35 protein-coding genes are annotated in these 21,018 nt (G+C 51.4%); 2 read left to right on the top strand and 33 right to left on the bottom strand.

Translation table 11 applies throughout. The features are described 5' to 3' along the window. Positions 1 to 438 precede the first annotated feature (438 nt). Positions 439 to 1,194 carry a polysaccharide deacetylase family sporulation protein PdaB gene (gene pdaB / locus GJ1_RS11510; protein ID WP_066232503.1) on the top strand — a complete coding sequence of 252 codons (756 nt, stop codon included), beginning with the start codon at positions 439 to 441 and terminating at the stop codon, positions 1,192 to 1,194. 126 nt (positions 1,195 to 1,320) lie between these two features. On the opposite strand, the gene GJ1_RS11505 is transcribed toward pdaB, so the two are convergent. Continuing rightward, a complete protein-coding gene (locus GJ1_RS11505; RefSeq protein WP_044733349.1) occupies positions 1,321 to 1,920 on the bottom strand; it encodes a KinB-signaling pathway activation protein in 600 nt (199 codons plus the stop codon). A gap of 149 nt (positions 1,921 to 2,069) precedes the next feature. On the opposite strand from GJ1_RS11505, the gene gerD reads away from it, so the two are divergent. Beyond that, a complete protein-coding gene (gene gerD / locus GJ1_RS11500) occupies positions 2,070 to 2,699 on the top strand; it encodes a spore germination lipoprotein GerD (RefSeq protein ID WP_066232501.1) in 630 nt (209 codons plus the stop codon). An 84-nt stretch (positions 2,700 to 2,783) separates the two neighbouring features. Here gerD and salA read toward each other — a convergent pair whose 3' ends face one another. The 32 genes from salA to rpsC all read right to left on the bottom strand — a co-directional run bounded on the left by salA (position 2,784) and on the right by rpsC (position 21,018). Further along, on the bottom strand, positions 2,784 to 3,800 hold the full coding sequence (salA, locus tag GJ1_RS11495; protein WP_066232498.1) for an iron-sulfur carrier protein/transcriptional regulator SalA: 1,017 nt from the start codon (positions 3,798 to 3,800) through the stop codon (positions 2,784 to 2,786). A 188-nt stretch (positions 3,801 to 3,988) separates the two neighbouring features. After that, positions 3,989 to 4,705: an N-acetylmuramoyl-L-alanine amidase CwlD gene (gene cwlD, locus GJ1_RS11490; protein ID WP_066232496.1), complete on the bottom strand. Its 717-nt coding sequence runs from the start codon at positions 4,703 to 4,705 to the stop codon at positions 3,989 to 3,991. Between the two features lie 66 nt (positions 4,706 to 4,771). Next, the gene (locus tag GJ1_RS11485; RefSeq protein WP_066232493.1) at positions 4,772 to 5,212 is read right to left on the bottom strand and encodes a YbaK family protein; all 441 of its coding nucleotides are present in this window, start codon (positions 5,210 to 5,212) and stop codon (positions 4,772 to 4,774) included. A gap of 119 nt (positions 5,213 to 5,331) precedes the next feature. Next, a complete protein-coding gene (rpsI, locus tag GJ1_RS11480; protein ID WP_012820498.1) occupies positions 5,332 to 5,724 on the bottom strand; it encodes a 30S ribosomal protein S9 in 393 nt (130 codons plus the stop codon). A gap of 22 nt (positions 5,725 to 5,746) precedes the next feature. Then, on the bottom strand, positions 5,747 to 6,184 hold the full coding sequence (gene rplM, locus GJ1_RS11475; protein ID WP_011229651.1) for a 50S ribosomal protein L13: 438 nt from the start codon (positions 6,182 to 6,184) through the stop codon (positions 5,747 to 5,749). A gap of 178 nt (positions 6,185 to 6,362) precedes the next feature. Further along, positions 6,363 to 7,139, bottom strand: a complete 777-nt coding sequence (gene truA, locus GJ1_RS11470; RefSeq protein ID WP_066232490.1) for a tRNA pseudouridine(38-40) synthase TruA — start codon at positions 7,137 to 7,139, stop codon at positions 6,363 to 6,365. A gap of 12 nt (positions 7,140 to 7,151) precedes the next feature. Next, a complete protein-coding gene (locus tag GJ1_RS11465; protein WP_066232487.1) occupies positions 7,152 to 7,949 on the bottom strand; it encodes an energy-coupling factor transporter transmembrane component T family protein in 798 nt (265 codons plus the stop codon). Continuing rightward, a complete protein-coding gene (locus tag GJ1_RS11460) occupies positions 7,942 to 8,814 on the bottom strand; it encodes an energy-coupling factor ABC transporter ATP-binding protein (protein WP_066232484.1) in 873 nt (290 codons plus the stop codon). The genes GJ1_RS11465 and GJ1_RS11460 overlap by 8 nt, the downstream gene beginning before the upstream one ends. Further along, complete coding sequence (locus GJ1_RS11455) at positions 8,790 to 9,629, bottom strand: energy-coupling factor ABC transporter ATP-binding protein (RefSeq protein WP_066232481.1); 840 nt, start codon at positions 9,627 to 9,629, stop codon at positions 8,790 to 8,792. The genes GJ1_RS11460 and GJ1_RS11455 overlap by 25 nt, the downstream gene beginning before the upstream one ends. A gap of 112 nt (positions 9,630 to 9,741) precedes the next feature. Further along, positions 9,742 to 10,104: a 50S ribosomal protein L17 gene (gene rplQ, locus GJ1_RS11450; protein WP_011229646.1), complete on the bottom strand. Its 363-nt coding sequence runs from the start codon at positions 10,102 to 10,104 to the stop codon at positions 9,742 to 9,744. Between the two features lie 100 nt (positions 10,105 to 10,204). Continuing rightward, a complete protein-coding gene (locus tag GJ1_RS11445; RefSeq protein ID WP_011229645.1) occupies positions 10,205 to 11,149 on the bottom strand; it encodes a DNA-directed RNA polymerase subunit alpha in 945 nt (314 codons plus the stop codon). Between the two features lie 148 nt (positions 11,150 to 11,297). Then, positions 11,298 to 11,687 carry a 30S ribosomal protein S11 gene (gene rpsK, locus GJ1_RS11440; RefSeq protein ID WP_011229644.1) on the bottom strand — a complete coding sequence of 130 codons (390 nt, stop codon included), beginning with the start codon at positions 11,685 to 11,687 and terminating at the stop codon, positions 11,298 to 11,300. 25 nt (positions 11,688 to 11,712) lie between these two features. After that, positions 11,713 to 12,078, bottom strand: a complete 366-nt coding sequence (gene rpsM, locus GJ1_RS11435) for a 30S ribosomal protein S13 (protein ID WP_015373728.1) — start codon at positions 12,076 to 12,078, stop codon at positions 11,713 to 11,715. Between the two features lie 20 nt (positions 12,079 to 12,098). Then, positions 12,099 to 12,212, bottom strand: coding sequence for a 50S ribosomal protein L36 (rpmJ, locus tag GJ1_RS11430; RefSeq protein ID WP_003247619.1), 114 nt, complete (start codon positions 12,210 to 12,212; stop codon positions 12,099 to 12,101). Between the two features lie 35 nt (positions 12,213 to 12,247). Continuing rightward, entirely contained in the window at positions 12,248 to 12,466 is a 219-nt protein-coding gene (gene infA, locus GJ1_RS11425) for a translation initiation factor IF-1 (protein WP_011229642.1), read from the bottom strand. 94 nt (positions 12,467 to 12,560) lie between these two features. Further along, entirely contained in the window at positions 12,561 to 13,328 is a 768-nt protein-coding gene (map, locus tag GJ1_RS11420) for a type I methionyl aminopeptidase (protein WP_066232478.1), read from the bottom strand. Next, complete coding sequence (locus tag GJ1_RS11415) at positions 13,325 to 13,978, bottom strand: adenylate kinase (protein WP_066232475.1); 654 nt, start codon at positions 13,976 to 13,978, stop codon at positions 13,325 to 13,327. The genes map and GJ1_RS11415 overlap by 4 nt, the downstream gene beginning before the upstream one ends. A 43-nt stretch (positions 13,979 to 14,021) precedes the next feature. Beyond that, the gene (gene secY / locus GJ1_RS11410; RefSeq protein ID WP_066232471.1) at positions 14,022 to 15,314 is read right to left on the bottom strand and encodes a preprotein translocase subunit SecY; all 1,293 of its coding nucleotides are present in this window, start codon (positions 15,312 to 15,314) and stop codon (positions 14,022 to 14,024) included. Next, complete coding sequence (gene rplO, locus GJ1_RS11405) at positions 15,314 to 15,754, bottom strand: 50S ribosomal protein L15 (RefSeq protein ID WP_011229638.1); 441 nt, start codon at positions 15,752 to 15,754, stop codon at positions 15,314 to 15,316. Before rplO ends, secY begins: the two co-directional genes overlap by 1 nt. 25 nt (positions 15,755 to 15,779) lie before the next feature. Next, on the bottom strand, positions 15,780 to 15,968 hold the full coding sequence (gene rpmD / locus GJ1_RS11400; RefSeq protein WP_066232468.1) for a 50S ribosomal protein L30: 189 nt from the start codon (positions 15,966 to 15,968) through the stop codon (positions 15,780 to 15,782). A gap of 13 nt (positions 15,969 to 15,981) precedes the next feature. Next, positions 15,982 to 16,482 carry a 30S ribosomal protein S5 gene (rpsE, locus tag GJ1_RS11395; protein WP_011229636.1) on the bottom strand — a complete coding sequence of 167 codons (501 nt, stop codon included), beginning with the start codon at positions 16,480 to 16,482 and terminating at the stop codon, positions 15,982 to 15,984. A gap of 19 nt (positions 16,483 to 16,501) precedes the next feature. Continuing rightward, entirely contained in the window at positions 16,502 to 16,864 is a 363-nt protein-coding gene (rplR, locus tag GJ1_RS11390) for a 50S ribosomal protein L18 (RefSeq protein WP_011229635.1), read from the bottom strand. A gap of 33 nt (positions 16,865 to 16,897) precedes the next feature. Beyond that, positions 16,898 to 17,434, bottom strand: a complete 537-nt coding sequence (gene rplF, locus GJ1_RS11385; RefSeq protein WP_066232465.1) for a 50S ribosomal protein L6 — start codon at positions 17,432 to 17,434, stop codon at positions 16,898 to 16,900. A 32-nt stretch (positions 17,435 to 17,466) separates the two neighbouring features. Next, positions 17,467 to 17,865 carry a 30S ribosomal protein S8 gene (gene rpsH / locus GJ1_RS11380; protein WP_066232460.1) on the bottom strand — a complete coding sequence of 133 codons (399 nt, stop codon included), beginning with the start codon at positions 17,863 to 17,865 and terminating at the stop codon, positions 17,467 to 17,469. Between the two features lie 33 nt (positions 17,866 to 17,898). Continuing rightward, a complete protein-coding gene (locus GJ1_RS11375; protein ID WP_003247599.1) occupies positions 17,899 to 18,084 on the bottom strand; it encodes a type Z 30S ribosomal protein S14 in 186 nt (61 codons plus the stop codon). Positions 18,085 to 18,114: 30 nt separating this feature from the next. After that, positions 18,115 to 18,654, bottom strand: coding sequence for a 50S ribosomal protein L5 (rplE, locus tag GJ1_RS11370; protein WP_066232457.1), 540 nt, complete (start codon positions 18,652 to 18,654; stop codon positions 18,115 to 18,117). 27 nt (positions 18,655 to 18,681) lie between these two features. Next, entirely contained in the window at positions 18,682 to 18,993 is a 312-nt protein-coding gene (gene rplX, locus GJ1_RS11365) for a 50S ribosomal protein L24 (protein WP_011229631.1), read from the bottom strand. Positions 18,994 to 19,029: 36 nt separating this feature from the next. Continuing rightward, the gene (gene rplN, locus GJ1_RS11360) at positions 19,030 to 19,398 is read right to left on the bottom strand and encodes a 50S ribosomal protein L14 (RefSeq protein ID WP_011229630.1); all 369 of its coding nucleotides are present in this window, start codon (positions 19,396 to 19,398) and stop codon (positions 19,030 to 19,032) included. A 49-nt stretch (positions 19,399 to 19,447) separates the two neighbouring features. Continuing rightward, on the bottom strand, positions 19,448 to 19,711 hold the full coding sequence (gene rpsQ, locus GJ1_RS11355) for a 30S ribosomal protein S17 (RefSeq protein ID WP_011229629.1): 264 nt from the start codon (positions 19,709 to 19,711) through the stop codon (positions 19,448 to 19,450). A 22-nt stretch (positions 19,712 to 19,733) separates the two neighbouring features. Beyond that, positions 19,734 to 19,934, bottom strand: coding sequence for a 50S ribosomal protein L29 (rpmC, locus tag GJ1_RS11350; RefSeq protein ID WP_011229628.1), 201 nt, complete (start codon positions 19,932 to 19,934; stop codon positions 19,734 to 19,736). Next, positions 19,934 to 20,359 carry a 50S ribosomal protein L16 gene (gene rplP / locus GJ1_RS11345; RefSeq protein ID WP_011229627.1) on the bottom strand — a complete coding sequence of 142 codons (426 nt, stop codon included), beginning with the start codon at positions 20,357 to 20,359 and terminating at the stop codon, positions 19,934 to 19,936. The genes rpmC and rplP overlap by 1 nt, the downstream gene beginning before the upstream one ends. 2 nt (positions 20,360 to 20,361) lie before the next feature. Next, positions 20,362 to 21,018 (bottom strand): 30S ribosomal protein S3, encoded by a 657-nt coding sequence (rpsC, locus tag GJ1_RS11340; protein WP_025950563.1) that lies wholly within the window; start codon positions 21,016 to 21,018, stop codon positions 20,362 to 20,364.

Here is a 21,018-nt window from a genome sequence, read left to right as displayed (position 1 = left end):
GGCTAATTTCACGCCACAGACGCCAAAAGCGCCGTGGCGCACGCGCTTCGTTTCGTTCAGTTTTCAAGGAACGAAGTTATTTCGCTGAGGTTCCTTCTTTGCAGGTTTGCTTTGAGGAATAATTGTATTTTCCTCTCACAAACAGCTCTTTTATATTAACATGATTGTTTTTTCTTGTCAAGATCTTTTTTCGACGCTCACCACTATCGAACATCCTGTTCGATTAGCGACGGTTATTAATATACCACTGTGAAACGAAAAATGCAATATCTTAATTCAAGGGAATTCGGGGCACAAACACCAACTTATTCCTAATGATTGTCTCCATCTCTTTGAGAGCAAGAGGCATGGCAAATATGTTTCATAACCGCCATGGCTGTCCGCATAAAGATTTAGTAGGACAACGATTTTCCAATGCAAAAAAGGGGGACCGATGCCATGTTTTACGCGCTGAACGGGCGAACGCTGAAAAAAGCTCTCATTATTATCTGCTCCGCCTTTTTCACTGCTATCGTCTTGTACGCTTACGAAATAAACCGTCCGGTTTTTTCGCTTCCTTCCGGACCGAAGGCGGTGTACAAAGTAGACAACGCCCGCGATGAAATAGCGTTGACGTTTGATATCAGCTGGGGAGACGAGAACGCAGACAAAATTTTGGATGTCTTAAAGCAACATGGGATTAAAAACGCAACCTTTTTTTTATCCGCCTCTTGGGCTGAACGCCATCCAGCCGTGGTGAAGCGGATCAAAGAAGAGGGGCATGAAATCGGCAGCATGGGGTATAACTTTGTCAACTATACGGAACTAGAGAACGCTAAAATCCGTCAAGACTTAATGATGGCGAAAAAAGTGTTCGATATGTTGGGAATTAAACAAGTGGAACTGCTGCGCCCTCCAGGAGGAAACTTCAACAAAAATGTGTTAAAGGTTGCCCAGTCCCTCGGTTACACCGTCGTCCATTGGAGCATTGATTCAAAAGATTGGCTCAATCCTGGGACAGACAAAATTGTCGAGAACGTCACGAGCGACATGGAACCTGGGGATATCATACTCCTTCACGCTTCCGATTCGGCAAAGCAAACGGCGAAAGCGTTGCCGAAAATTATCGCTTCCATGAAGGAAAACGGCTATAAGAACGTCAGCCTCTCTGAGCTGTTGGCGAACGGCGAGGCGGAAAGCCGAGGGATTGAGTGACGCGTTCTCGCAGAACCTTGACCGGTGCGATACGATCGCGCGGTAGGCAACCTTTCATCCGGCCGCCTTTGTCAGTATGCCGCCTTTTGCACACTGCCATAAAAAACAGGCGGCGCCTTGCTTTCTTTATTGTTTCGCGCCGCCTGTCAATTTATGCAGTATAAGAAGCTGATATGCATTGCATACTAATAAAGGAATCAGCATCAAATACAGCCAATCACGGTCGTTGATGCGCAACACGGGAAACCATTCAATGACCGTAACGACGACCATAAAGAACAAAGCCGGAACGAACGCTCCTTTGTTCGTCTGTGCGCTCTTAACGTAGGCAACAGCCAACCCAACCGCCAAAATGAACAACGCCACTAGCATGTACGGGATGATCGAATCACCCTTGTCTGCAAACGCCATGTAACGGAAATACACTAAATCAAACAGCACAAACATAATCAAAACAAGCTGTACAGAGTTCCATAACGAACGGAAGATGCCAAGCCCGAACCGATGGACGGTCAAATAGGCAAAAAATCCCGCTTGGCTGATGACGCTGAAAATAAAGCCAACGCCGATATGCCATAACAAAACAGCCATAAATTCGACCATTTCTAAGCGCAACAGCAAGCGCCCGAACTCCTCCCAGTTGAAAACAATGCCGACGGCCGCCGTGGCGATGCCGCCGATCAGCAGCGTCGATAAAAATAAACGCACCCATTTGCGGCTGTTCACAGCTTCATCCTCCATCATTTCAGCATAACCCGCTTACCATTTTACCAGCGCCCTTGTAAAAAAGCCAGCTCCGATCTGCCCGATGCATATTTTTTTCGCCAACATTCATATTAAGGGTGAGGGATTTTTGCAGAAAGGAGCTCATTTTCATGAACAAATGCCTACCGCTCCTCTTGCTCAGTTTTCTTGTTCTCGGTTCCTGTGCTCCACAAGAAATCAGCCCTCCTCCCCCGGATTATGACGAAACGAAAAAGATGGTTGTTGACATCTTAAAAACGGACGAGGGGAAAAAGGCGATTCAGGATATTATGTCGGATGAGCAAATGAAACAGCAGCTGATGATGGATCAGAAAACTGTAAAAGAAACACTGCAACAAATGCTGACATCCGATCAAGGAAAAAAGTTCTGGGAAAGTGCGTTAAAAGACCCGAAATTCGCTGAAAGTTTTGCCAAAGGGCTGCAGGCAGAACATGAAAAAATGATGAAGGCGCTCATGAAAGACCCCGATTATCAATCGCTGATGATCGATATTTTAAAAGATCCGGAAATGGAAAAAGCCATGGTCGATGTCTTAAAAAGCAAAGAGTTCCGCCAACATTTGCAAAAGGTGATCACGGAAACGTTAAACAGCCCGCTGTATCAGGCGAAAATTCAAGATATGTTGACGAAAGCGGCTGAAACGATTCAGCAAGGCGGAGGAAAACAAGGAGAAAAAGGCGACGGGGAAGGGGGAGAGGGAGAAGAAAGCACCAGCAATCAGCAAGGCGGAGGAGGTTAATCAAGCGAAAAAGCGTCCGCGCGCTGAAACCGCCAACGCTCTAATCGGCGGTTTCTCGCCATCGGACGCTTTTTGTGAAACCGATTAATATTTCGCAACGATTTTGCGGGCGATATCCATATAAATTTTCCCGATCGGATGATCTTCTGCGTAAACGGACGGGGCGAAGTCGTCGTCGTTCCAATCCGGTTGCTGAAGCGGCAGCTGCCCCAACAGCTCGGTTTGCAGCTCTTTGGCCAGCTTTTCTCCGCCGCCTTTGCCGAAGACGTACTCCCGCTCCCCTGTTTTCCGGCTTTCATAGTACGACATATTTTCGATCACGCCGATAATTTCGTGTTCGGTGCGCAGCGCCATAGCCCCAGCGCGGGCAGCGACAAACGCAGCGGTCGGATGCGGAGTCGTGACGATAATTTCTTTGCACGACGGCAGGAGCGTATGGACGTCCAAAGCGACGTCGCCCGTGCCAGGCGGCAAGTCAAGCAGCAAATAATCCAAATCGCCCCATTCGACTTCTTTGAAAAAGTTGTTCAACATTTTCCCCAGCATCGGGCCGCGCCAAATGACCGGGGCGTTGTCCTCGACGAAAAAGGCCATCGAAATAACTTTCACGCCAAACCGTTCGACTGGGATGATTTTATCGCCCCTCACCGTTGGGCGCTCGGTGATTCCCATCATGTCCGGAACGCTGAACCCGTAAATGTCAGCGTCAATCAACCCGACTTTTTTGCCGAGCCGGGCGAGCGCGACCGCCAAATTGACGGAAACGGTCGATTTGCCGACCCCGCCTTTGCCGCTGGCGATGGCGATATACGTCGTTTTTTGCTTGTTTTCGCTATATTTCTCCACCACTTCGCGCGGCAGTTCGGCGAACCGCAGCCCGACCGTCGCAGCGCCCGCGTCTTTCAGCTGTTGGACGATCGCCGTTTGCACGCGAAGCTGCTCGGGCGTGCCGGTTTTGGCGAGCGCGATTTTCACGCTGACATGGTTTTTCTCTTCCTTAATTTTGATTTCTTGGATGGCATTCGTCTCTTTAAACGTTTTGTTTAAAAAGGGATCTTTCATCTTTTCGAGAATGGCGCGCACTTCGGTTTCCGTCAACATCGTATTCACCAACCTTTTGCAAATCAATGGTCGCTTCTACATGTTATCATACCATAAATCGGCAGACGACCGCCATGTTTGACTTGCTTCCGCACGTCCCTGCGGTTGAAAAGGGGGAATTTCTAATTTCGTTTGGCAAAACGGGGGCGGTCAGCCGCCCCCTCTGTTCCGGCCATAAAAAATCCCCGCTACTCGCGAGGCGTATGTTCGTTGGAAAAATAGCGGAGCACTCCTTTATAAATCGAGGCGGCCAGCTTCGTTTGATAGCCATCAGACGCAAGCAGCTCCCGCTCGTCTGGATTTGACAAAAAACCGACCTCGACGAGCGCACCAGGAATTTTGGCATGCTTCAGCAAATAGACAGTGTCAATCATTTTCGCCAGCCGGTGGGTGTTTTCCAAGTTGCGCCGCAATTCCTCTTGAATAAACTTCGCCAACCGCTCGTTTTCGATGAACGAGCCGTAATAAAACGTCTGCGCCCCCCGCCAACGCGGCGATGGGATGGCATTTAAGTGAATGCTGATGAATAGATCGGCATTTGAGCGGTTCACGAAAGCCGTTCGTTCGAGCAAATCCTCCGTTTTCCGCCGGCTGTAGCCGCGTGTTGACGGGCTGGCTAAGTCCCGATCCGTCTCGCGCGTCATCAGGACGAGCGCCCCTTGTTGTTGCAGATAATCGCGCAGCTTTTTCGCCACGTTGAGCGCGATATCCTTTTCCACCACCTCACCGCCGACGGCGCCGCCGTCCGGTCCGCCATGACCGGGGTCCAATACAATGATTCTCCCAGACAATGGGAGATTCCACGGTTTTGTCGATGTCAATTCGGAAAATAAGGGTGGAAACAGCAAAATGCTCATAAGGGCGACGGCAGCAAAAGCGACCAGCCACTTCCATTTTTCTCTCATCGTTTCTCCTCCCGCGCGTTTCCCTTCTCTATCTTATATGGGACAAGGCGCGGTAATAGAACTCATTCAACGAAGTTTTAAGCGGCGCCGTTTTTTCCCCCGCTCAAACCCTTCCGTCCACCAGCTGCCGATATATTGTTCACACGCATCATACAGCGACTGGCTGAAGAAATCGTCGTCGATATGGCCCCAAAAGCAAAGAAAATCAAACAGCGTATCGATCAAATATTTTTCTTCTTGAGCACATCGACAGCGTACGCTGGCCGCCGGCTCCCCATAATAGCCGAACCGGCTGTAGCGTGCGCCGAGCAAATACGCTTCAATCGCCAAGTCAATGCAGCCTTCCTCAACAACGGATGGGAACATCCGATACATCGTATAAAACGGAACAAAGTGCTCAAGCGCTTTGGCCCGCAACTTCTCAAGGGAGAGTTCGCGCAACATGTTCCGTTCGTAACGGAGTTGCTTTTCCTGCCTTTTTTCCGCCAATGAAGTGATGACTGCCATCGTCTTTCACGCTCCTTTATGATGTAGTGTTTAACGATCAGTCGCAAACATACGCGCGGGCCAAAGGCAGAAATAAGCAAAAAACCCAGCCGAATTGGCTGGGTTGAAACATCGTGCGATTAACGTTTCGAGAATTGCGGAGCGCGGCGGGCGCCCTTGAGTCCGTATTTTTTCCGTTCTTTGACGCGGGCATCGCGCGTCAGCAAACCGGCCCGTTTCAGCACTGCGCGGAATTCCGGATCGACTTCAAGCAACGCGCGGGCGATGCCGTGGCGAATGGCGCCGGCTTGGCCAGCAAATCCGCCGCCTTGGACGTTCACCAACACGTCGTAGCTCCCGAGCGTTTCCGTCAATACGAGCGGCTGCTTCACCATCTCGATGAGCGCTTCCGACGGGATGTATTCGCGAATGTCTCGTTTATTGACGATGATGCGTCCATCGCCTGGAACGAGGCGGACGCGGGCAACCGAGCTTTTGCGACGACCTGTGCCGTAATATTGTACTTGTGCCAAAATCAATACCCTCCCTTGTCAATTATCCGCGAAGTTCATACACTTCTGGTTTTTGCGCTTGATGCGGATGTTCGCTTCCACGGTATACGTGCAACTTTTTGAACATTTGCCGGCCGAGGCTGCCCTTTGGAAGCATGCCGCGCACGGCACGTTCGATCATTTGTTCCGGATAGTTTGTGCGCATTTCCAACGCTGTTCTTACTTTTAAACCGCCTGGATATAAGCTGTGGCGATAGTACAGTTTTTTCGTCAATTTTTTCCCTGTCAGTTCGACTTTGTCGGCATTGATGACGATGACGTGATCCCCGCAGTCAACATGCGGAGTGAACGTTGGTTTATGTTTGCCGCGCAACAGCGCTGCTACTTCGCTGGCTAAACGGCCTAACGTTTTGCCAGCTGCGTCGACAACGTACCATTTCCGCTCTACTTCGTTCGGTTTCGCCATGTAAGTCGTACGCAATGCAGTTCCCTCCTAAAATAAAAAATGAACAAACAAATGGTCGTTTATTTCAACACGATTATTGTCCGGGGCTAATCGTGGAAAATACATGCCATATGATATAATAGCTTGCCGGCGCGCCAATGTCAAGAAAATGTTACACAAGGACTCGTTGTCTTAGAAAATAAGGGTGAAAACATCAGCCATCCGCCAATTCACGGTCTAACCATTCATCCCCGTAGTATACACGCCATAAATACAGCCCTTCAGCCGGCGCGGTTGGACCGGCAAACCGCCGATCTTTCGCCGCAAGCAGCTGCGCGATGTCGGTCGGGGACCTCTTTCCTTGGCCGATCTCCAGCACCGTGCCAACCATGATGCGCACCATGTTGTATAAAAAGCCGCTGCCGACAAAACGAAACTCGAGCATCGGGCCGTCAACCTTCACTTTAGCCCGGTAAATGGTGCGCACCCGGTCTTCGATCGTCGTTTTAGCGGAGCAAAAACTCGTGAAATCATGCGTCCCACAAAACAAATGAAGCGCCTCGTTCACCGCATCCATATGAAGCGGATATGGATGCCATGCGCAATAATGGCGGCGAAACACGTCTCGCTCCGCAGCCGTCCATACTTTGTAGCGGTACTCTTTCGCTTTCGCCGAAAAACGGGCGTGGAAGTCCGCATCGACCTCCTGTATAGAGCGGACGACGATATCATCCGGCAGCTGGGCGTTCAACGCCTTTTTCCACTGCTCCGAGGAAAGGGAAAGCGGTGTATCGAAGTGGATGACTTGTCCATAGGCATGAACGCCGGCATCCGTCCTTCCGGAAGCCGCCACACGCACTCCCTTCCCTTTATGCATCCGCCGAAGCACTTCCTCGAGCTCGCCTTGCACCGTCCTCCTTCCCGGCTGAATTTGGTAACCGGAAAAATGGGTGCCATCATAGGCGATGATGCATTTGATCCGTTTTGTCATGGCCTTCCTCCGCTACGAACGTAGTAGAAAGAGCAATACGGCCAGCAGCGCCACAGCCGCTAAAAACGCCGTGTCCGCCGCTTTCCAGGAGAGCTGGCGGAATTTCGTCCGCCCTTCCCCGCCGCGGTAGCCGCGCGCCTCCATCGCTGTCGCCAGCTCATCGGCCCGTTTGAACGAGCTGATAAACAAAGGCACAAGCAGTGAGACAATGGCTTTCATCCGCTCGGAAAAGCGGCCGCCGGAAAAGTCGACGCCGCGTGCTGCCTGCGCTTTCATAATTTTTTCCGTCTCTTCCATCAGCGTTGGAATGAAGCGAAGCGAAATGGCCATCATCAAAGCGAGCTCATGGACAGGAACGCGCATCTTTTTAAGGGGCCCGAGCAAGCTTTCGACGCCGTCGGTCACTTCAATCGGCGTAGTCGTCAACGTCAGCATCGTCGTCATCAACACAAGAAGCAAAAAGCGGAGCGAAATAAACAGCCCTTGTTTGATGCCCCCTTCATAGACCGAAAGCGCACCGATCCGGTAGATGACATCTCCTTCTTTCGTCATGAACAGATGTAGCAGCAGCGTAAACAAAATGACCCATAAAATCGGTTTCAAGCCGCGGGCAATGAACGAAAACGGGATGCGAGACAGCGCCGCAAAAACCACGGCAAATAGCGACAACAGCGCATACGTCGGGATATTATTCGCCCAAAAGACGATCAACACATAGACGAACACGATCAACAATTTAGCACGCGGGTCAAGGCGATGAATGACGGAATGGCCGGGCACATATTGCCCGATAATCAAATGGCTACTCATGAGCGCTCACCTTAGCGAACAATTGCTGAATGGCTTCCACCGTCTGTTCCAACGTTAAACATGGCGACGGAATGACAACACCCAACCGCTTTTCGAGCTGCTGCTTCAATTTGACCGTTTCCGGCACACTCAAACCGATAGCAGCCAGTTTGTCAGCGTCGCGAAACATCTCTTCCGGCGTTCCATGCCCCCATACCGTCCCTTCATGCATGACGATGATCTCATCAGCGTACCGGGCGGCGTCTTCCATGCTATGGGTAACGAGGACGGTTGTCAGCTGCTTTTCACGATGGAGGCGATAAAACATCTCCATCATCTCTTTGCGCCCGCGCGGGTCAAGGCCGGCGGTCGGTTCATCGAGCACGAGCACTTCCGGCTCAAGCGCGAGCACACCGGCGATGGCGACGCGCCGCATTTGCCCCCCACTCAAATCAAACGGCGATTTCGTCAATACGTCCTCGCTCAACCCGACAAGCTGAATGAGCTCCCGCGCCTTCCGTTTCGCCTCTTCTTCCGGCACGCCAAAATTAAGCGGGCCAAAACAAATGTCTTTCTCCACTGTTTCTTCAAACAGTTGATGCTCCGGGAATTGGAAGACGATCCCGACCTTTTTGCGCAACGGTTTGAGCTGCTTTGGCCGTTTATTGCTCGTGATCGTCTCTTGTCCGATTTTCACGGCGCCGCTTGTCGGCTGCAGCAAGCCGTTTAAATGCTGAAGGAGGGTCGATTTTCCTGAGCCCGTATGCCCGACAATCGCGACGTACGCCCCGCTTCGGATCGCGACATTGACATCATAAAGCGCCCGGCGGGCAAGCGGCGAACGTGCATTGTACACATGCTCTACTTTTTCGAATACAATGTCCATAGCTCCTCGACCAACTCCTCTGTCGTGAAATACCCGGCCCGAAGCGGAATGCCTTGTTCCCGCAAGCGGCTGCCCATTTTCACGGCAAACGGCAAATCAAGACCGATGCGCTCGAGTTTGCTGCCGAGCCGGAAAATGTGTTCCGGCGCTCCTTCTGCCATGACTTCGCCTTTGTTCATGACGATGATGCGGTCTGCCTTCGCCGCTTCTTCCAAATCATGGGTGATCGACAACACCGTAATGCGCTGCTGGCAGTTCAAACGGCGAACCGTCTCAAGCACTTCTTCCCTTCCGCGCGGGTCAAGCATCGATGTCGCCTCGTCCAAAATGATCATATCGGGGCGGAGCGCCAAAATGCCGGCAATGGCGACACGCTGCTTTTGTCCGCCGGACAGCCGGTGCGGCTCATGGTGGAGAAACGGCTCCATATGGACTTGACGGATAGCTTCGCGGATGCGCTCGACCATTTCAGCGCGCGGGATGCCGTTGTTTTCCAGGGCAAAAGCGATGTCGTCTTCGACGGTCGCGCCGACAAATTGGTTGTCGGGGTTTTGGAACACCATGCCGACGCGGCGGCGCACCTCCCAAACGGTCGTATCATCCAACAGGCAACCAAACAGGCGAATGGCGCCCCGCTCCGGCCGAAGCAAGCCGATCAACATTCGCGCGATGGTCGATTTGCCGGACCCGTTATGGCCGACGATCGCCAGCCACTCCCCGCGCTCAGCTATGAAGCTGACGTTTTGCACCGCATAGTCGGATTGATTGGGATAGCGGAAGGATACTCCCTCGATCGACAAGATTGGTTCGGCCATGATCGTTTCCCCTTGCGTCGCCGCGTTGCAAATGCGGCCTATGAATAGTAAACAAAAAAAGGGCATAGTCCAGTTCAAACGAAACTGTCTCGCCCTTGTGGAAATGAAACCGTTACACGAGTTCGATAATGACCATCGGCGCCCCGTCACCGCGGCGAGGACCAAGTTTCATAATGCGTGTATAGCCGCCTTGGCGATCTTGGTAGCGCGGCGCAATGTCGCTGAACAGCTTTTGCAGCGCATCTTGACCGGTCTCGCTGTTGGCGACCTCTTTGCGGATGAACGCCGCTGCTTGGCGGCGCGCATGCAAATCGCCGCGTTTGCCGAGCGTAATCATTTTTTCCATGACCGAGCGCAATTCTTTCGCCCGTGCTTCCGTCGTTTCGATGCGTTCATTGATGATTAAGTCCGTTGCCAAGTCGCGAAGCAACGCTTTTCGCTGCGAAGTCGTGCGTCCTAATTTTCTGTACGACATCAAATGTCCCTCCCTTTTAAAGTGATGTATTCCTCATTGTTGTCGCAATGAAAATGATAGGGTGAAAGCGCGTTTCTTCCCTGCCAAAAGAGGCCAGCGCTTAGTCGTCTTTGCGCAGGCTGAGGCCGAGCTCAGCCAGCTTCGCTTTCACTTCCTCAAGCGACTTGCGGCCGAGGTTGCGCACTTTCATCATATCTTCTTCCGTTTTTTGCGTCAGCTCCTGAACGGTGTTGATGCCGGCCCGCTTCAAGCAGTTGTAGGAACGAACCGAAAGATCGAGTTCCTCGATCGTCATTTCGAGCACTTTTTCTTTTTGGTCGTCCTCTTTCTCGACCATGATCTCCGCATTTTGCGCCTCGTCTGTCAGGCCGACAAAAATGTTTAGGTGCTCCGTTAAAATTTTCGCTCCAAGGGAAATGGCCTCTTTCGGTCCGATGCTTCCGTCCGTCCACACATCAATTGTCAATTTGTCATAGTCCGTCACTTGGCCAACCCTTGTATTCTCAACTTGATAAGAAACTCGGGAGACCGGCGTATAAATGGAATCGATTGGAATGACGCCGATGGGCTGGTCTTCGCGCTTGTTTGCCTCAGCCGGGACATATCCACGCCCCCGCTTGGCGGTCATGCGCATGCGCAGGCGGCCGCCTTCCGCCAGCGTCGCGATATGAAGGTCCGGGTTTAAAATTTCTACATCGCTGTCGTGAGTGATATCGGCAGCCGTGACAACTCCTTCACCCTGCACATCAATTTCCAACGTTTTCTCTTCATCCGAATAAATTTTCAACGCTAGTTTTTTGATATTCAAAATGATGGCTGTCACATCTTCAACGACGCCGTCAATCGTTGAAAACTCATGCAAGACGCCGTCGATTTGCACCGATGTTACAGCTGCACCAGGGAGTGAAGACAATAGGATACGACGCAAGGAGTTCCCTAAAGTTGTACCATATCCACGCTCAAGCGGTTCGACGACGAATTTGCCGTATTTGGCATCTTCGCTCAGTTCGACCGTTTCAATTTTCGGCTTTTCAATTTCAATCATCGATTATTATACCCTCCTTCAAAACGTCGAGACCCCGATCAAATGGCACACGCCTACCAACATTCCCCCATGAATCTCTCTACACTTGCCTGCCATGGTCTTTATCATATCCCATTATTGACAACGGTGCAAATTCTATACAGGGGCGTTACACACGGCGACGTTTTGGCGGACGGCATCCATTGTGTGGGATTGGAGTTACGTCTTTGATCGCCGTAATTTCCAACCCGGCTGCTTGCAGGGCACGGATCGCTGCCTCACGGCCAGCCCCAGGACCTTTGACGTTCACTTCGACCGTTTTCATGCCGTGTTCCATCGACGCTTTCGCTGCTGCTTCAGCCGCCATTTGCGCCGCAAACGGCGTCGACTTGCGCGAACCTTTGAATCCCAGCGAACCGGCGCTCGCCCAGGCAATGGCGTTGCCATGAACGTCCGTAATCGTCACGATCGTGTTGTTGAACGTTGAACGAATATGGGCGATGCCTGTATCAATATTTTTTCTTACCCGGCGTTTGCGAGTGTTTGTTCTACGTGCCATTCGTCAAATGACCTCCTTTGCGTAATTATTTTTTCTTGTTCGCTACCGTACGGCGCGGACCTTTGCGCGTGCGAGCGTTGTTTTTCGTGTTTTGGCCGCGAACCGGCAACCCGCGGCGATGGCGAAGACCGCGATAGCAGCCAATCTCCATCAAACGTTTAATGTTTAACGATACTTCCCGGCGCAAATCGCCTTCTACTTTTAAGCGGCCGACGATTTCGCGAATGCGGCTAAGCTCTTCTTCCGTTAAGTCCCGAACGCGTGTGTCTTCCGATACGCCAGCTTCTTTTAAGATTTTTTGTGCGGTCGGTTTGCCGATCCCATAAATATATGTTAACGAAATGACTACTCGTTTATCACGCGGAATATCGACACCTGCAATGCGTGCCATATGATACACCTCCTTAGAAATTACCCTTGGCGTTGTTTATGCTTCGGATTTTCGCAAATGACCATGACTTTGCCGCGTCTGCGAATAACTTTGCACTTTTCGCAAATCGGTTTGACAGATGGTCTTACTTTCATGTCGTTTACCTCCCTATGAAACGGAGTGCATTCCTTTATTTATACCGATACGTAATTCGTCCACGCGTCAAATCGTACGGCGACAGCTCCACCGTCACTCGGTCGCCAGGCAAAATGCGGATGAAGTGCATGCGGATTTTGCCGGACACATGGGCCAACACCGTATGCCCATTTTCTAATTCTACACGAAACATCGCATTTGGCAATGTTTCTATGACGGTGCCTTCCACTTCAATTACATCGTCTTTAGCCATGGAGCGGCTCTCCCTCCTTCGAATGAGTAACATTGTGTTACGCAAAACCGAACGTGATGTCCATAGGGATCAAGAAGGCGATCGCGCCTCCCCCTTATGAAGCGGAGGAACCCATTTCAGAAAGGGTTAAAATTTCATAACCATTTTCCGTAATGACAATCGTATGTTCAAAATGGGCGCACCGTTTTCCATCCGCTGTGACGACAGTCCAATCGTCAGCCAATGTTTTCACATAGCGGCTGCCGGCAATAACCATCGGCTCAATGCACAGCGCCATTCCCGGCCGCAAAATCGGTCCTTTGTTCGGCGGCCCATAATGCGGGATTTGTGGGTCTTCATGTAAGTGTTGACCAATTCCGTGCCCGACATACTCGCGGACAACGGAAAAGTGGTGCGCTTCGACATACGTTTGAATCGCGTGGGAGATGTTCGTCAAACGGGCGCCCGGCTTCGCCTCGGCAAGCCCGACGTACAGTGATTGCTCCGTCACGTCAAGCAGCCGCTTCGTCTCGGCGTCGATATCCCCAACCGGATACGTCCAGGCCGAGTCGGCATGATAGCCTTCATACTGCGCGCCGACATCGATCGTAATAATATCGCCGTCTTGCAGCACGCGGTCGCCGGGAATCCCGTGCACGAGCTCCTCATTCACCGAGGCGCAAATGCTTCCCGGAAATCCTTGATATCCTTTAAACGACGGAATGGCGCCATGGGAACGAATCACTTCCTCCGCGATGGCGTCCAGTTCCTTTGTCGTGATTCCCGGGCGAATGTGCTTTTGCAATTCTTTCAACGTAAGGGAAACGATTTTTCCCGCCTCGCGCATCAAAGCAATTTCCTGCGCGGTTTTGCAGCGAATCATCGAGCAAGTCCCCCGAGCAATTCACGAATATCCGCAAACACCTTTTCCATTTCCTGTTCACCGTTAATGTGGCGCAAATAGCCTTTTTGCTCGTAAAAATCAAGGAGCGGTTTCATTTGTTTCATATTCACTTCAAGCCGGTTGGCCACTGTTGCTTCATTATCATCGGCGCGCTGGTACAGCTCGCCGCCGCACTTATCGCATACGCCTGGTTTAGCCGGCGGATGAAAGACGAGATGGTACGTTGCTCCGCAATTGCGGCAAATGCGTCTGCCGGTCAAGCGTTCCATTAAGATCTCTTGACGAACGTCGATATGGATGACATAGTCAAGCTTGCGCCCGATTTCCGCCAACATTGTTTCGAGCGCTTCCGCCTGAGGAACCGTGCGCGGAAATCCATCGAGCAAAAAGCCGTTTTGGCAATCTTCTTTGCTCAACCGCTCACGGACGATGCCGATCGTCACTTCATCCGGCACGAGATCGCCGCGATCCATATACTGCTTCGCCTGCAGCCCTAACGGCGTCCCTTCATTGATCGCCGCTCGAAACATATCGCCCGTTGAAATATGCGGAATTCCGTAAGCCTCGACAATTTTCTCGGCTTGCGTGCCTTTGCCGGCACCCGGTAGCCCCATCAGCACTAAATTCATCCTAACTCCCCCTATCGGCAAGAGACGTCCGCTCTTGCCTTCTTTACTTGATGAATCCGCGGTAATGGCGTTTCACCAACTGGCTCTCAAGCTGTTTCATCGTCTCAAGCGCCACGCCGACGACAATGAGCAAGCTCGTGCCGCCGATTCGTGCGGAAGGCGGCAAGTTGGCAAAGTTCACAAAGAACACCGGCAGCACAGCAACGACCGCCAAAAAGATTGATCCGACCAGCGTTAGCCGGTATAAAATTCTCGTCACGTACTCTTGTGTATTTTTTCCAGGACGAATGCCCGGGATATAGCCGCCTTGCTTTTTCAAATTGTCCGCCATTTGCTCCGGATTGACTTGAACAAACGCATAAAAGTACGTAAACGCGATAATGAGCACGACATAAATGGTCATCCCGACCGGATGAGTATAGTCAAACGTTCGGCGAATCCACAATGTTACATCATTCGTGCCAAAAAACGATGCAATCGTCGGTGGTGCAATCAAAAACGACACGGCGAAAATGACCGGAATGACTCCCGCCGGATTCACTTTGAGCGGCAAATGGGTGGAATGGCCGCCAACTGGGCTTCGACCCTCAAGCCGCTTCGCATATTGAATCGGAATTTTCCGGAACGCCTGCTGAATGTAGATGACGCCGACAATGACGGCGACGACCGCCAGCGCGACGAGCAGGAGCCGGATGATGCGCAAAAACAAATCTTCCCCGACATTTTCGAACTGTTGCGCATAAATCTGATTAAGAACCGTCGGAATGCCCGAGACGATCCCGGCAAAAATAATGATCGAAATGCCGTTGCCGACGCCTTTTGCGGTGATCTGCTCGCCGAGCCACATTAAAAATGCCGTGCCGGCAGTCAAGACAACCGCAATCAGCAAATACGTGCCGATGCCCGGATTTTTGATCAACATCCCCCCGGCTAAATTGTTAAAGCCGTACGACATGCCAATCGCCTGGATAAACCCGAGCACGACCGTGAAATAGCGGGTAAACTGAGCTAATTTACGCCGGCCAACCTCGCCTTGCTTCGACCACTCCGTAAATTTCGGAACGACGTCCATTTGCAGCAACTGAACGATAATCGATGCCGTAATGTAGGGCATCACGCCCATCGCAAAGATTGAAAAGTTTTGCAACGCCCCGCCGCCAAAAATGTTCAGGACGCCGAATGCATTCAATTCATCTTGCACTTTCAACACATCCGTGTTCACGCCTGGAACGGGGATGAATGTTCCAATGCGGAACACAATCAGCATAAGAAGAGTGAAAATGATTTTGTTTCGAATATCACTGACGCGCATAAAGTTGGAGATTGTCCGAAACATTAAATCACCTCAGTTTTACCGCCAGCCGCTTCAATGGCCTCTTTCGCCGATGCCGAGAACTTATGCGCTTTAACCGTCAGTTTTTTCTCGATTTGGCCTTTGCCTAAAATTTTCACACCCGATTTCAGCTTGCTGATGACGCCCGTTTCAAGGAGCAATTCCGGCGTCACTTCCGTTCCGTCTTCAAAACGGTTCAGTTTTTCTAAATTCACAACGGCGTATTCTTTCCGGTTGATGTTCGTAAACCCGCGTTTTGGCAAACGGCGGAACAGCGGCGTTTGTCCCCCTTCAAACCCAAGGCGAACTCCTCCACCCGAGCGGGCATTTTGACCTTTTTGACCACGACCGGACGTTTTGCCGTTGCCCGAACCGATCCCGCGGCCGACGCGGACCGCTTTCTTCCGGGATCCCGGCGCTGGTTGCAGTTCATGAAGTTTCATGGCGAAGCACCTCCTTATGATCTCATTATTCCTCGATTTCTTTGACTTTGACAAGGTGAGCCACTTTGTTGATCATCCCGCGGATCGCAGGGTTGTCGTTATGGACGACCGTTTGGTGCATTTTCCGCAGGCCGAGCGTTCTGACAGTAACGCGTTGGTCTTCCGGACGGCCAATCACGCTGCGCGTGAGGGTAATCGCCAGTTTTCTCGCCATGATCGTTCCCTCCTTATCCTAACAGTTCCTCGACTGTTTTGCCGCGCAATCTCGCTACGTCTTCGGCGCGTTTTAATTGTTTCAGCCCATCAAACGTTGCGCGCACCATGTTGATTGGCGTGTTCGAACCGATCGATTTCGACAAAATGTCGCTGATGCCCGCCAGTTCCAATACAGCACGCGCCGGACCGCCGGCGATGACCCCGGTACCTTCGGAAGCTGGTTTCAAAATGATTTCTCCAGCGCCGAAATGGCCGATGACTTCATGCGGAATCGTCGTGCCGACAATCGGCACCTCAATCAAGTTTTTCTTCGCATCTTCAATCGCTTTGCGGATCGCTTCCGGAACTTCTTGCGCTTTTCCAGTGCCAAATCCAACATGGCCGTTTTTGTCGCCGACGACGACTAGAGCCGAAAAGCGCAGGCGACGTCCGCCTTTGACGACTTTTGCTACACGGTTGACCGCGACTACACGCTCTTCCAATTCAAGTTTGTTTGGATCGATACGACGCATCGTTGTCCCTCCTTTTTAATTAGAATTCCAAGCCGGCTTCGCGGGCGGCGTCTGCCAATGCTTTCACCCGTCCGTGATACAAATACCCGCCACGGTCGAACACGACTTTTTTAATGCCTTTTTCCAACGCTCGTTTGGCGACAAGTTCGCCGACTTTTTTCGCTGCCTCAATGTTGTTCGTCGAATCTAAACCGAATTCTTTATCCAGCGTCGAGGCGCTGACGATCGTTGACGATTTCGTATCGTCGATAATTTGCGCGTAAATATGTTTGTTCGAACGGAACACGCTCAACCGCGGACGTTCAGCCGTGCCAAAGATTTTTTTGCGGATGCGCGCGTGTCTTTTTTTCCGAACCGCGTTTCGGTCCACTTTCGTGATCATCGAATGTCACTCCTTTCGCTTCGCTATGCCGCGTTATTTACCAGTTTTGCCTTCTTTCAGGCGCACAAGTTCTCCTTCATAGCGGATGCCTTTGCCTTTATACGGCTCTGGCGGACGAACTGCGCGAATGTTGGCAGCCAGCTCGCCGACGCGCTGTTTGTCTGCCCCTTTGACGATGATTTTCGTTTGGGACGGCACTTCGATTTCAAGCCCTTCTTCCGGCTCGATTTCTACCGGATGAGAATAACCGACGCTCAATACGAGCTTTTTCCCTTGTTTCGACGCCCGGTACCCGACACCGACAAGTTCGAGCGCTTTTTCATAACCTTTTGAAACGCCTTCGACCATGTTGGCAAGTAAGCTGCGCGTCGTGCCATGAAGCGCGCGGTGATGTTTTTCATCGCTCGGGCGCGTAACGGTGATCACATTGCCCTCAACGGTGATCGTCATATCTGGATGGAACGTGCGGGTCAGTTCCCCTTTCGGCCCTTTGACCGTAACCGTGCTGCCGTTGACCGTAACGGTGACGCCGGCAGGAATTTCAATTGGTTTTTTGCCGACACGTGACATGTCAAAAACACCTCCATTCTTGAGCAAGTAGATTACCAAACGTAGGCGATTACTTCGCCGCCTGTGCCTTTTTGCCGTGCTTCTTTGTCTGTTAAGATGCCTTGCGACGTCGAAAGAATGGCAATTCCTAAGCCGTTTAAAACGCGCGGCACTTCATGGGCTTTGACGTAAACGCGCAACCCTGGTTTGCTGATGCGTTTCAGCCCGGTAATCACGCGTTCGTTGTTCGGGCCGTATTTCAAGAAGATGCGGAGAATGCCTTGTTTGTTGTCTTCGATATATTCAAAATCACGAATAAACCCTTCGCGCTTTAAAATTTCGGCGATTTCCCGCTTGATTTTCGAAGCCGGGACTTCGAGTTTTTCGTGACGCACCATGTTCGCATTGCGGATGCGAGTCAGCATATCAGCAATTGGATCTGTCATCACCATTATGTTTTACCTCCTTCCCAATCAATGGGTTGATTACCAGCTGGCTTTTTTGATGCCTGGAAGTTGACCTTTGTACGCCAGTTCACGGAAACAAATACGGCACAGTTTAAATTTGCGATAAACCGAGTGCGGGCGGCCGCAGCGCTCGCAGCGGGTGTACGCTCTCACTTTAAACTTCGGTGTCCGTTTTTGTTTCGCGATCATCGATTTTTTAGCCACGATTTCGCCTCCCTTGCGTCATGGGATTCATTATCTTTGGAATGGCATGCCGAGCAGCGCCAGCAGTTCACGAGCTTCTTCGTCCGTGTTGGCTGTGGTGACGATCACGATGTCCATGCCGCGCACTTTGTTTACTTTATCGTAATCGATCTCCGGGAAAATGAGCTGTTCTTTAATGCCGAGCGTATAGTTGCCGCGGCCGTCAAACGACTTTTTCGATACGCCGCGGAAGTCGCGCACGCGCGGAAGCGAGACCGAAATGAGCTTGTCAAGGAACTCATACATCCGTTCACCGCGCAATGTGACTTTCGCTCCGATCGGCATTCCTTGGCGAAGACGGAAGCCGGCGATCGATTTTTTTGCGCGCGTCACAACCGGGCGCTGGCCGGCGATCAACGTCAGCTCTTCCACGGCGCTGTCTAATGCTTTCGGGTTTTGCACCGCATCGCCGACACCCATGTTGATGACGATTTTTTCGATTTTTGGCACTTGCATGATCGATTTATAGTTGAACTTGCTCATGAGAGCAGGAACGACCTCTTTTACGTATTTCTCTTTCAGGCGGTTCATAAAAGTACCTCCTTTCCTGCGTCACGGTTATTTATCCAAAATCTCTCCGGATTTTTTCGCATAGCGCACTTTTTTGCCGTCGACAATTTTATAGCCGATGCGCGTCGGCTCACCCGTTTTCGGGTCGAGCGGCATGACTTTCGAGACGTGGATCGGCGCTTCTTTTTCAATGATGCCGCCTTGCGGGTTGGCTTGCGACGGTTTCGCGTGCTTTTTCACGATGTTGACGCCTTCAACGATGACGCGATTTTTCTTCGGAAACGCCGCTAGGATGACGCCTTGTTTGCCTTTGTCTTTGCCGGAGATTACTTGCACTTTATCGCCTTTTTTTACATGCATCGCATTCGCACCTCCTTGAAACGCTGTTCCGTTCCATTAAATAACTTCCGGAGCTAAAGAAATGATTTTCATGAAGTCTTTATCGCGCAATTCGCGGGCAACCGGCCCGAAAATCCGCGTGCCGCGCGGGCTTTTGTCGTCACGGATGATGACGCAGGCGTTTTCGTCAAAACGGATGTACGAGCCGTCTGGACGGCGCACCCCGCGTTTCGTACGAACAACAACCGCTTTAACGACTTGACCTTTTTTAACAACGCCACCTGGTGTCGCATCTTTGACCGTTGCCACAACAACGTCGCCGATGTTCGCATAGCGGCGGCCCGAACCTCCGAGCACTTTAATGACAAGCACTTCGCGTGCGCCAGAGTTATCAGCTACTTTCAAGCGAGATTCTTGTTGAATCATCGACGAAACCTCCTTTCGGAATTATCTCTCCGAACTAAGCGAAGAACGATTACAGAACAACCGCTTTTTCGATGACTTCCACTAAGCGGAAGCGTTTCGTGGCCGACAGCGGGCGAGTTTCCATAATTTTCACAATATCGCCGACTTTGGCGATGTTGTGTTCATCATGCGCTTTGTATTTTTTCGAATATTTCACGCGTTTGCCGTACAGCGGATGTTTTTTGTACGTTTCGACCAGCACGGTGATCGTTTTGTCCATTTTGTCTGATACAACCCGTCCGACGTACACTTTGCGTTGATTGCGTTGGCTCATTTCACAAACCTCCTCTCAAACATTATTTATTGGCAGCGAGCTCACGTTCGCGAATGATCGTTTTCATGCGGGCGATGTCTTTGCGCACTTGGCGGATGCGCGCCGTGTTTTCCAATTGGCCTGTAGCCAGCTGGAAGCGGAGGTTGAACAACTCTTCTTTCAGCGCTTTGATTTTTTGTTCGATTTCGGCAGTGGTCAACTCACGGATTTCTTTCGCTTTCATTACGCTTCACCACCAGTTTCTTCACGTTTTACAAATTTGCATTTGATCGGAAGTTTGTGAGAAGCGAGACGCAATGCTTCACGTGCCACTTCCTCAGAAACACCGCCCACTTCAAACATCACTTTGCCCGGTTTGACAACGGCGACCCAGCCTTCCGGCGCCCCTTTACCGGAACCCATCCGCACTTCAAGCGGTTTTGCCGTATACGGTTTGGAAGGGAAAATGCGAATCCATACTTTCCCGCCCCGTCTCATGTAACGGGTCATCGCCCGACGGGCTGCTTCAATTTGCCGGTTCGTAATCCAAGCCGATTCCAATGCTTGCAACCCAAATTCACCGAAATGAACTTCTGTGCCGCCTTTCGCCCGGCCTTTCATCCGTCCGCGATGTTCACGGCGATATTTGACGCGTTTTGGCATTAACATAATTATTTTCCTCCTTCCTCAGCTTTTTTCTTAGTCGGAAGGACTTCCCCACGATAAATCCATACTTTCACGCCGATTTTTCCGTATGTCGTATCGGCTTCTGCCGTTCCATAGTCAATGTCAGCGCGCAACGTATGGAGTGGAACCGTCCCTTCGCTGTAATGTTCCGAACGAGCGATGTCAGCCCCGCCTAAACGGCCGGACACCATCGTTTTGATCCCTTTCGCCCCAGCGCGCATCGCACGTTGGATCGCTTGTTTTTGCGCCCGGCGGAACGATACGCGGTTTTCGAGCTGACGAGCGATATTTTCAGCGACAAGGCGCGCATCCAAGTCCGGTTTTTTGATTTCTACGATGTTGATATGGACGCGTTTGCCGGTCAATTGCGCGAGCGCTTTGCGGAGCGCTTCAACTTCCGAGCCGCCTTTCCCGATGACCATGCCCGGTTTGGCCGTATGGATCGTTACGTTGACGCGGTTGGCAGCCCGTTCAATCTCCACGCGGGAGACTGCCGCATCTTGCAGGCGTTTGTTAATGTATTCACGGATTTTCAAGTCTTCATGCAACAGATCTGCATAGTCTTTTTCCGCATACCATCTTGATTCCCAGTCACGAATGATGCCGATGCGCAGACCGATCGGGTTGACCTTTTGACCCAC

It is taken from the genome of Geobacillus jurassicus NBRC 107829, assembly GCF_001544315.1.
Classification (GTDB): domain Bacteria; phylum Bacillota; class Bacilli; order Bacillales; family Anoxybacillaceae; genus Geobacillus; species Geobacillus jurassicus.
The sequence above is the reverse complement of the archived record's forward strand: the minus strand, read 5'-3'. Positions and strand labels throughout refer to the sequence as shown.

What these genes read in the sequence shown, in the direction of transcription:
- pdaB (WP_066232503.1), top strand. Translation starts at nt 439, where the DNA reads ATGTTTTACGCGCTGAACGGGCGAACGCTGAAAAAAGCTCTCATTATT.
- gerD (WP_066232501.1), top strand. Translation starts at nt 2,070, where the DNA reads ATGAACAAATGCCTACCGCTCCTCTTGCTCAGTTTTCTTGTTCTCGGT.
- salA (WP_066232498.1), bottom strand. Translation starts at nt 3,800, where the DNA reads ATGTTGACGGAAACCGAAGTGCGCGCCATTCTCGAAAAGATGAAAGAT.
- cwlD (WP_066232496.1), bottom strand. Translation starts at nt 4,705, where the DNA reads ATGAGAGAAAAATGGAAGTGGCTGGTCGCTTTTGCTGCCGTCGCCCTT.
- GJ1_RS11485 (WP_066232493.1), bottom strand. Translation starts at nt 5,212, where the DNA reads ATGGCAGTCATCACTTCATTGGCGGAAAAAAGGCAGGAAAAGCAACTC.
- truA (WP_066232490.1), bottom strand. Translation starts at nt 7,139, where the DNA reads ATGACAAAACGGATCAAATGCATCATCGCCTATGATGGCACCCATTTT.
- GJ1_RS11465 (WP_066232487.1), bottom strand. Translation starts at nt 7,949, where the DNA reads ATGAGTAGCCATTTGATTATCGGGCAATATGTGCCCGGCCATTCCGTC.
- GJ1_RS11460 (WP_066232484.1), bottom strand. Translation starts at nt 8,814, where the DNA reads ATGGACATTGTATTCGAAAAAGTAGAGCATGTGTACAATGCACGTTCG.
- GJ1_RS11455 (WP_066232481.1), bottom strand. Translation starts at nt 9,629, where the DNA reads ATGGCCGAACCAATCTTGTCGATCGAGGGAGTATCCTTCCGCTATCCC.
- rplQ (WP_011229646.1), bottom strand. Translation starts at nt 10,104, where the DNA reads ATGTCGTACAGAAAATTAGGACGCACGACTTCGCAGCGAAAAGCGTTG.
- GJ1_RS11445 (WP_011229645.1), bottom strand. Translation starts at nt 11,149, where the DNA reads ATGATTGAAATTGAAAAGCCGAAAATTGAAACGGTCGAACTGAGCGAA.
- rpsK (WP_011229644.1), bottom strand. Translation starts at nt 11,687, where the DNA reads ATGGCACGTAGAACAAACACTCGCAAACGCCGGGTAAGAAAAAATATT.
- rpsM (WP_015373728.1), bottom strand. Translation starts at nt 12,078, where the DNA reads ATGGCACGCATTGCAGGTGTCGATATTCCGCGTGATAAACGAGTAGTC.
- rpmJ (WP_003247619.1), bottom strand. Translation starts at nt 12,212, where the DNA reads ATGAAAGTAAGACCATCTGTCAAACCGATTTGCGAAAAGTGCAAAGTT.
- infA (WP_011229642.1), bottom strand. Translation starts at nt 12,466, where the DNA reads ATGGCTAAAGACGATGTAATTGAAGTGGAAGGCACCGTCATAGAAACA.
- map (WP_066232478.1), bottom strand. Translation starts at nt 13,328, where the DNA reads ATGATTCGCTGCAAAACCGCGCAGGAAATTGCTTTGATGCGCGAGGCG.
- GJ1_RS11415 (WP_066232475.1), bottom strand. Translation starts at nt 13,978, where the DNA reads ATGAATTTAGTGCTGATGGGGCTACCGGGTGCCGGCAAAGGCACGCAA.
- secY (WP_066232471.1), bottom strand. Translation starts at nt 15,314, where the DNA reads ATGTTTCGGACAATCTCCAACTTTATGCGCGTCAGTGATATTCGAAAC.
- rplO (WP_011229638.1), bottom strand. Translation starts at nt 15,754, where the DNA reads ATGAAACTTCATGAACTGCAACCAGCGCCGGGATCCCGGAAGAAAGCG.
- rpmD (WP_066232468.1), bottom strand. Translation starts at nt 15,968, where the DNA reads ATGGCGAGAAAACTGGCGATTACCCTCACGCGCAGCGTGATTGGCCGT.
- rpsE (WP_011229636.1), bottom strand. Translation starts at nt 16,482, where the DNA reads ATGCGTCGTATCGATCCAAACAAACTTGAATTGGAAGAGCGTGTAGTC.
- rplR (WP_011229635.1), bottom strand. Translation starts at nt 16,864, where the DNA reads ATGATCACGAAAGTGGACCGAAACGCGGTTCGGAAAAAAAGACACGCG.
- rplF (WP_066232465.1), bottom strand. Translation starts at nt 17,434, where the DNA reads ATGTCACGTGTCGGCAAAAAACCAATTGAAATTCCTGCCGGCGTCACC.
- rpsH (WP_066232460.1), bottom strand. Translation starts at nt 17,865, where the DNA reads ATGGTGATGACAGATCCAATTGCTGATATGCTGACTCGCATCCGCAAT.
- rplE (WP_066232457.1), bottom strand. Translation starts at nt 18,654, where the DNA reads ATGAACCGCCTGAAAGAGAAATACGTAAAAGAGGTCGTTCCTGCTCTC.
- rplX (WP_011229631.1), bottom strand. Translation starts at nt 18,993, where the DNA reads ATGCATGTAAAAAAAGGCGATAAAGTGCAAGTAATCTCCGGCAAAGAC.
- rplN (WP_011229630.1), bottom strand. Translation starts at nt 19,398, where the DNA reads ATGATTCAACAAGAATCTCGCTTGAAAGTAGCTGATAACTCTGGCGCA.
- rpsQ (WP_011229629.1), bottom strand. Translation starts at nt 19,711, where the DNA reads ATGAGCCAACGCAATCAACGCAAAGTGTACGTCGGACGGGTTGTATCA.
- rpmC (WP_011229628.1), bottom strand. Translation starts at nt 19,934, where the DNA reads ATGAAAGCGAAAGAAATCCGTGAGTTGACCACTGCCGAAATCGAACAA.
- rplP (WP_011229627.1), bottom strand. Translation starts at nt 20,359, where the DNA reads ATGTTAATGCCAAAACGCGTCAAATATCGCCGTGAACATCGCGGACGG.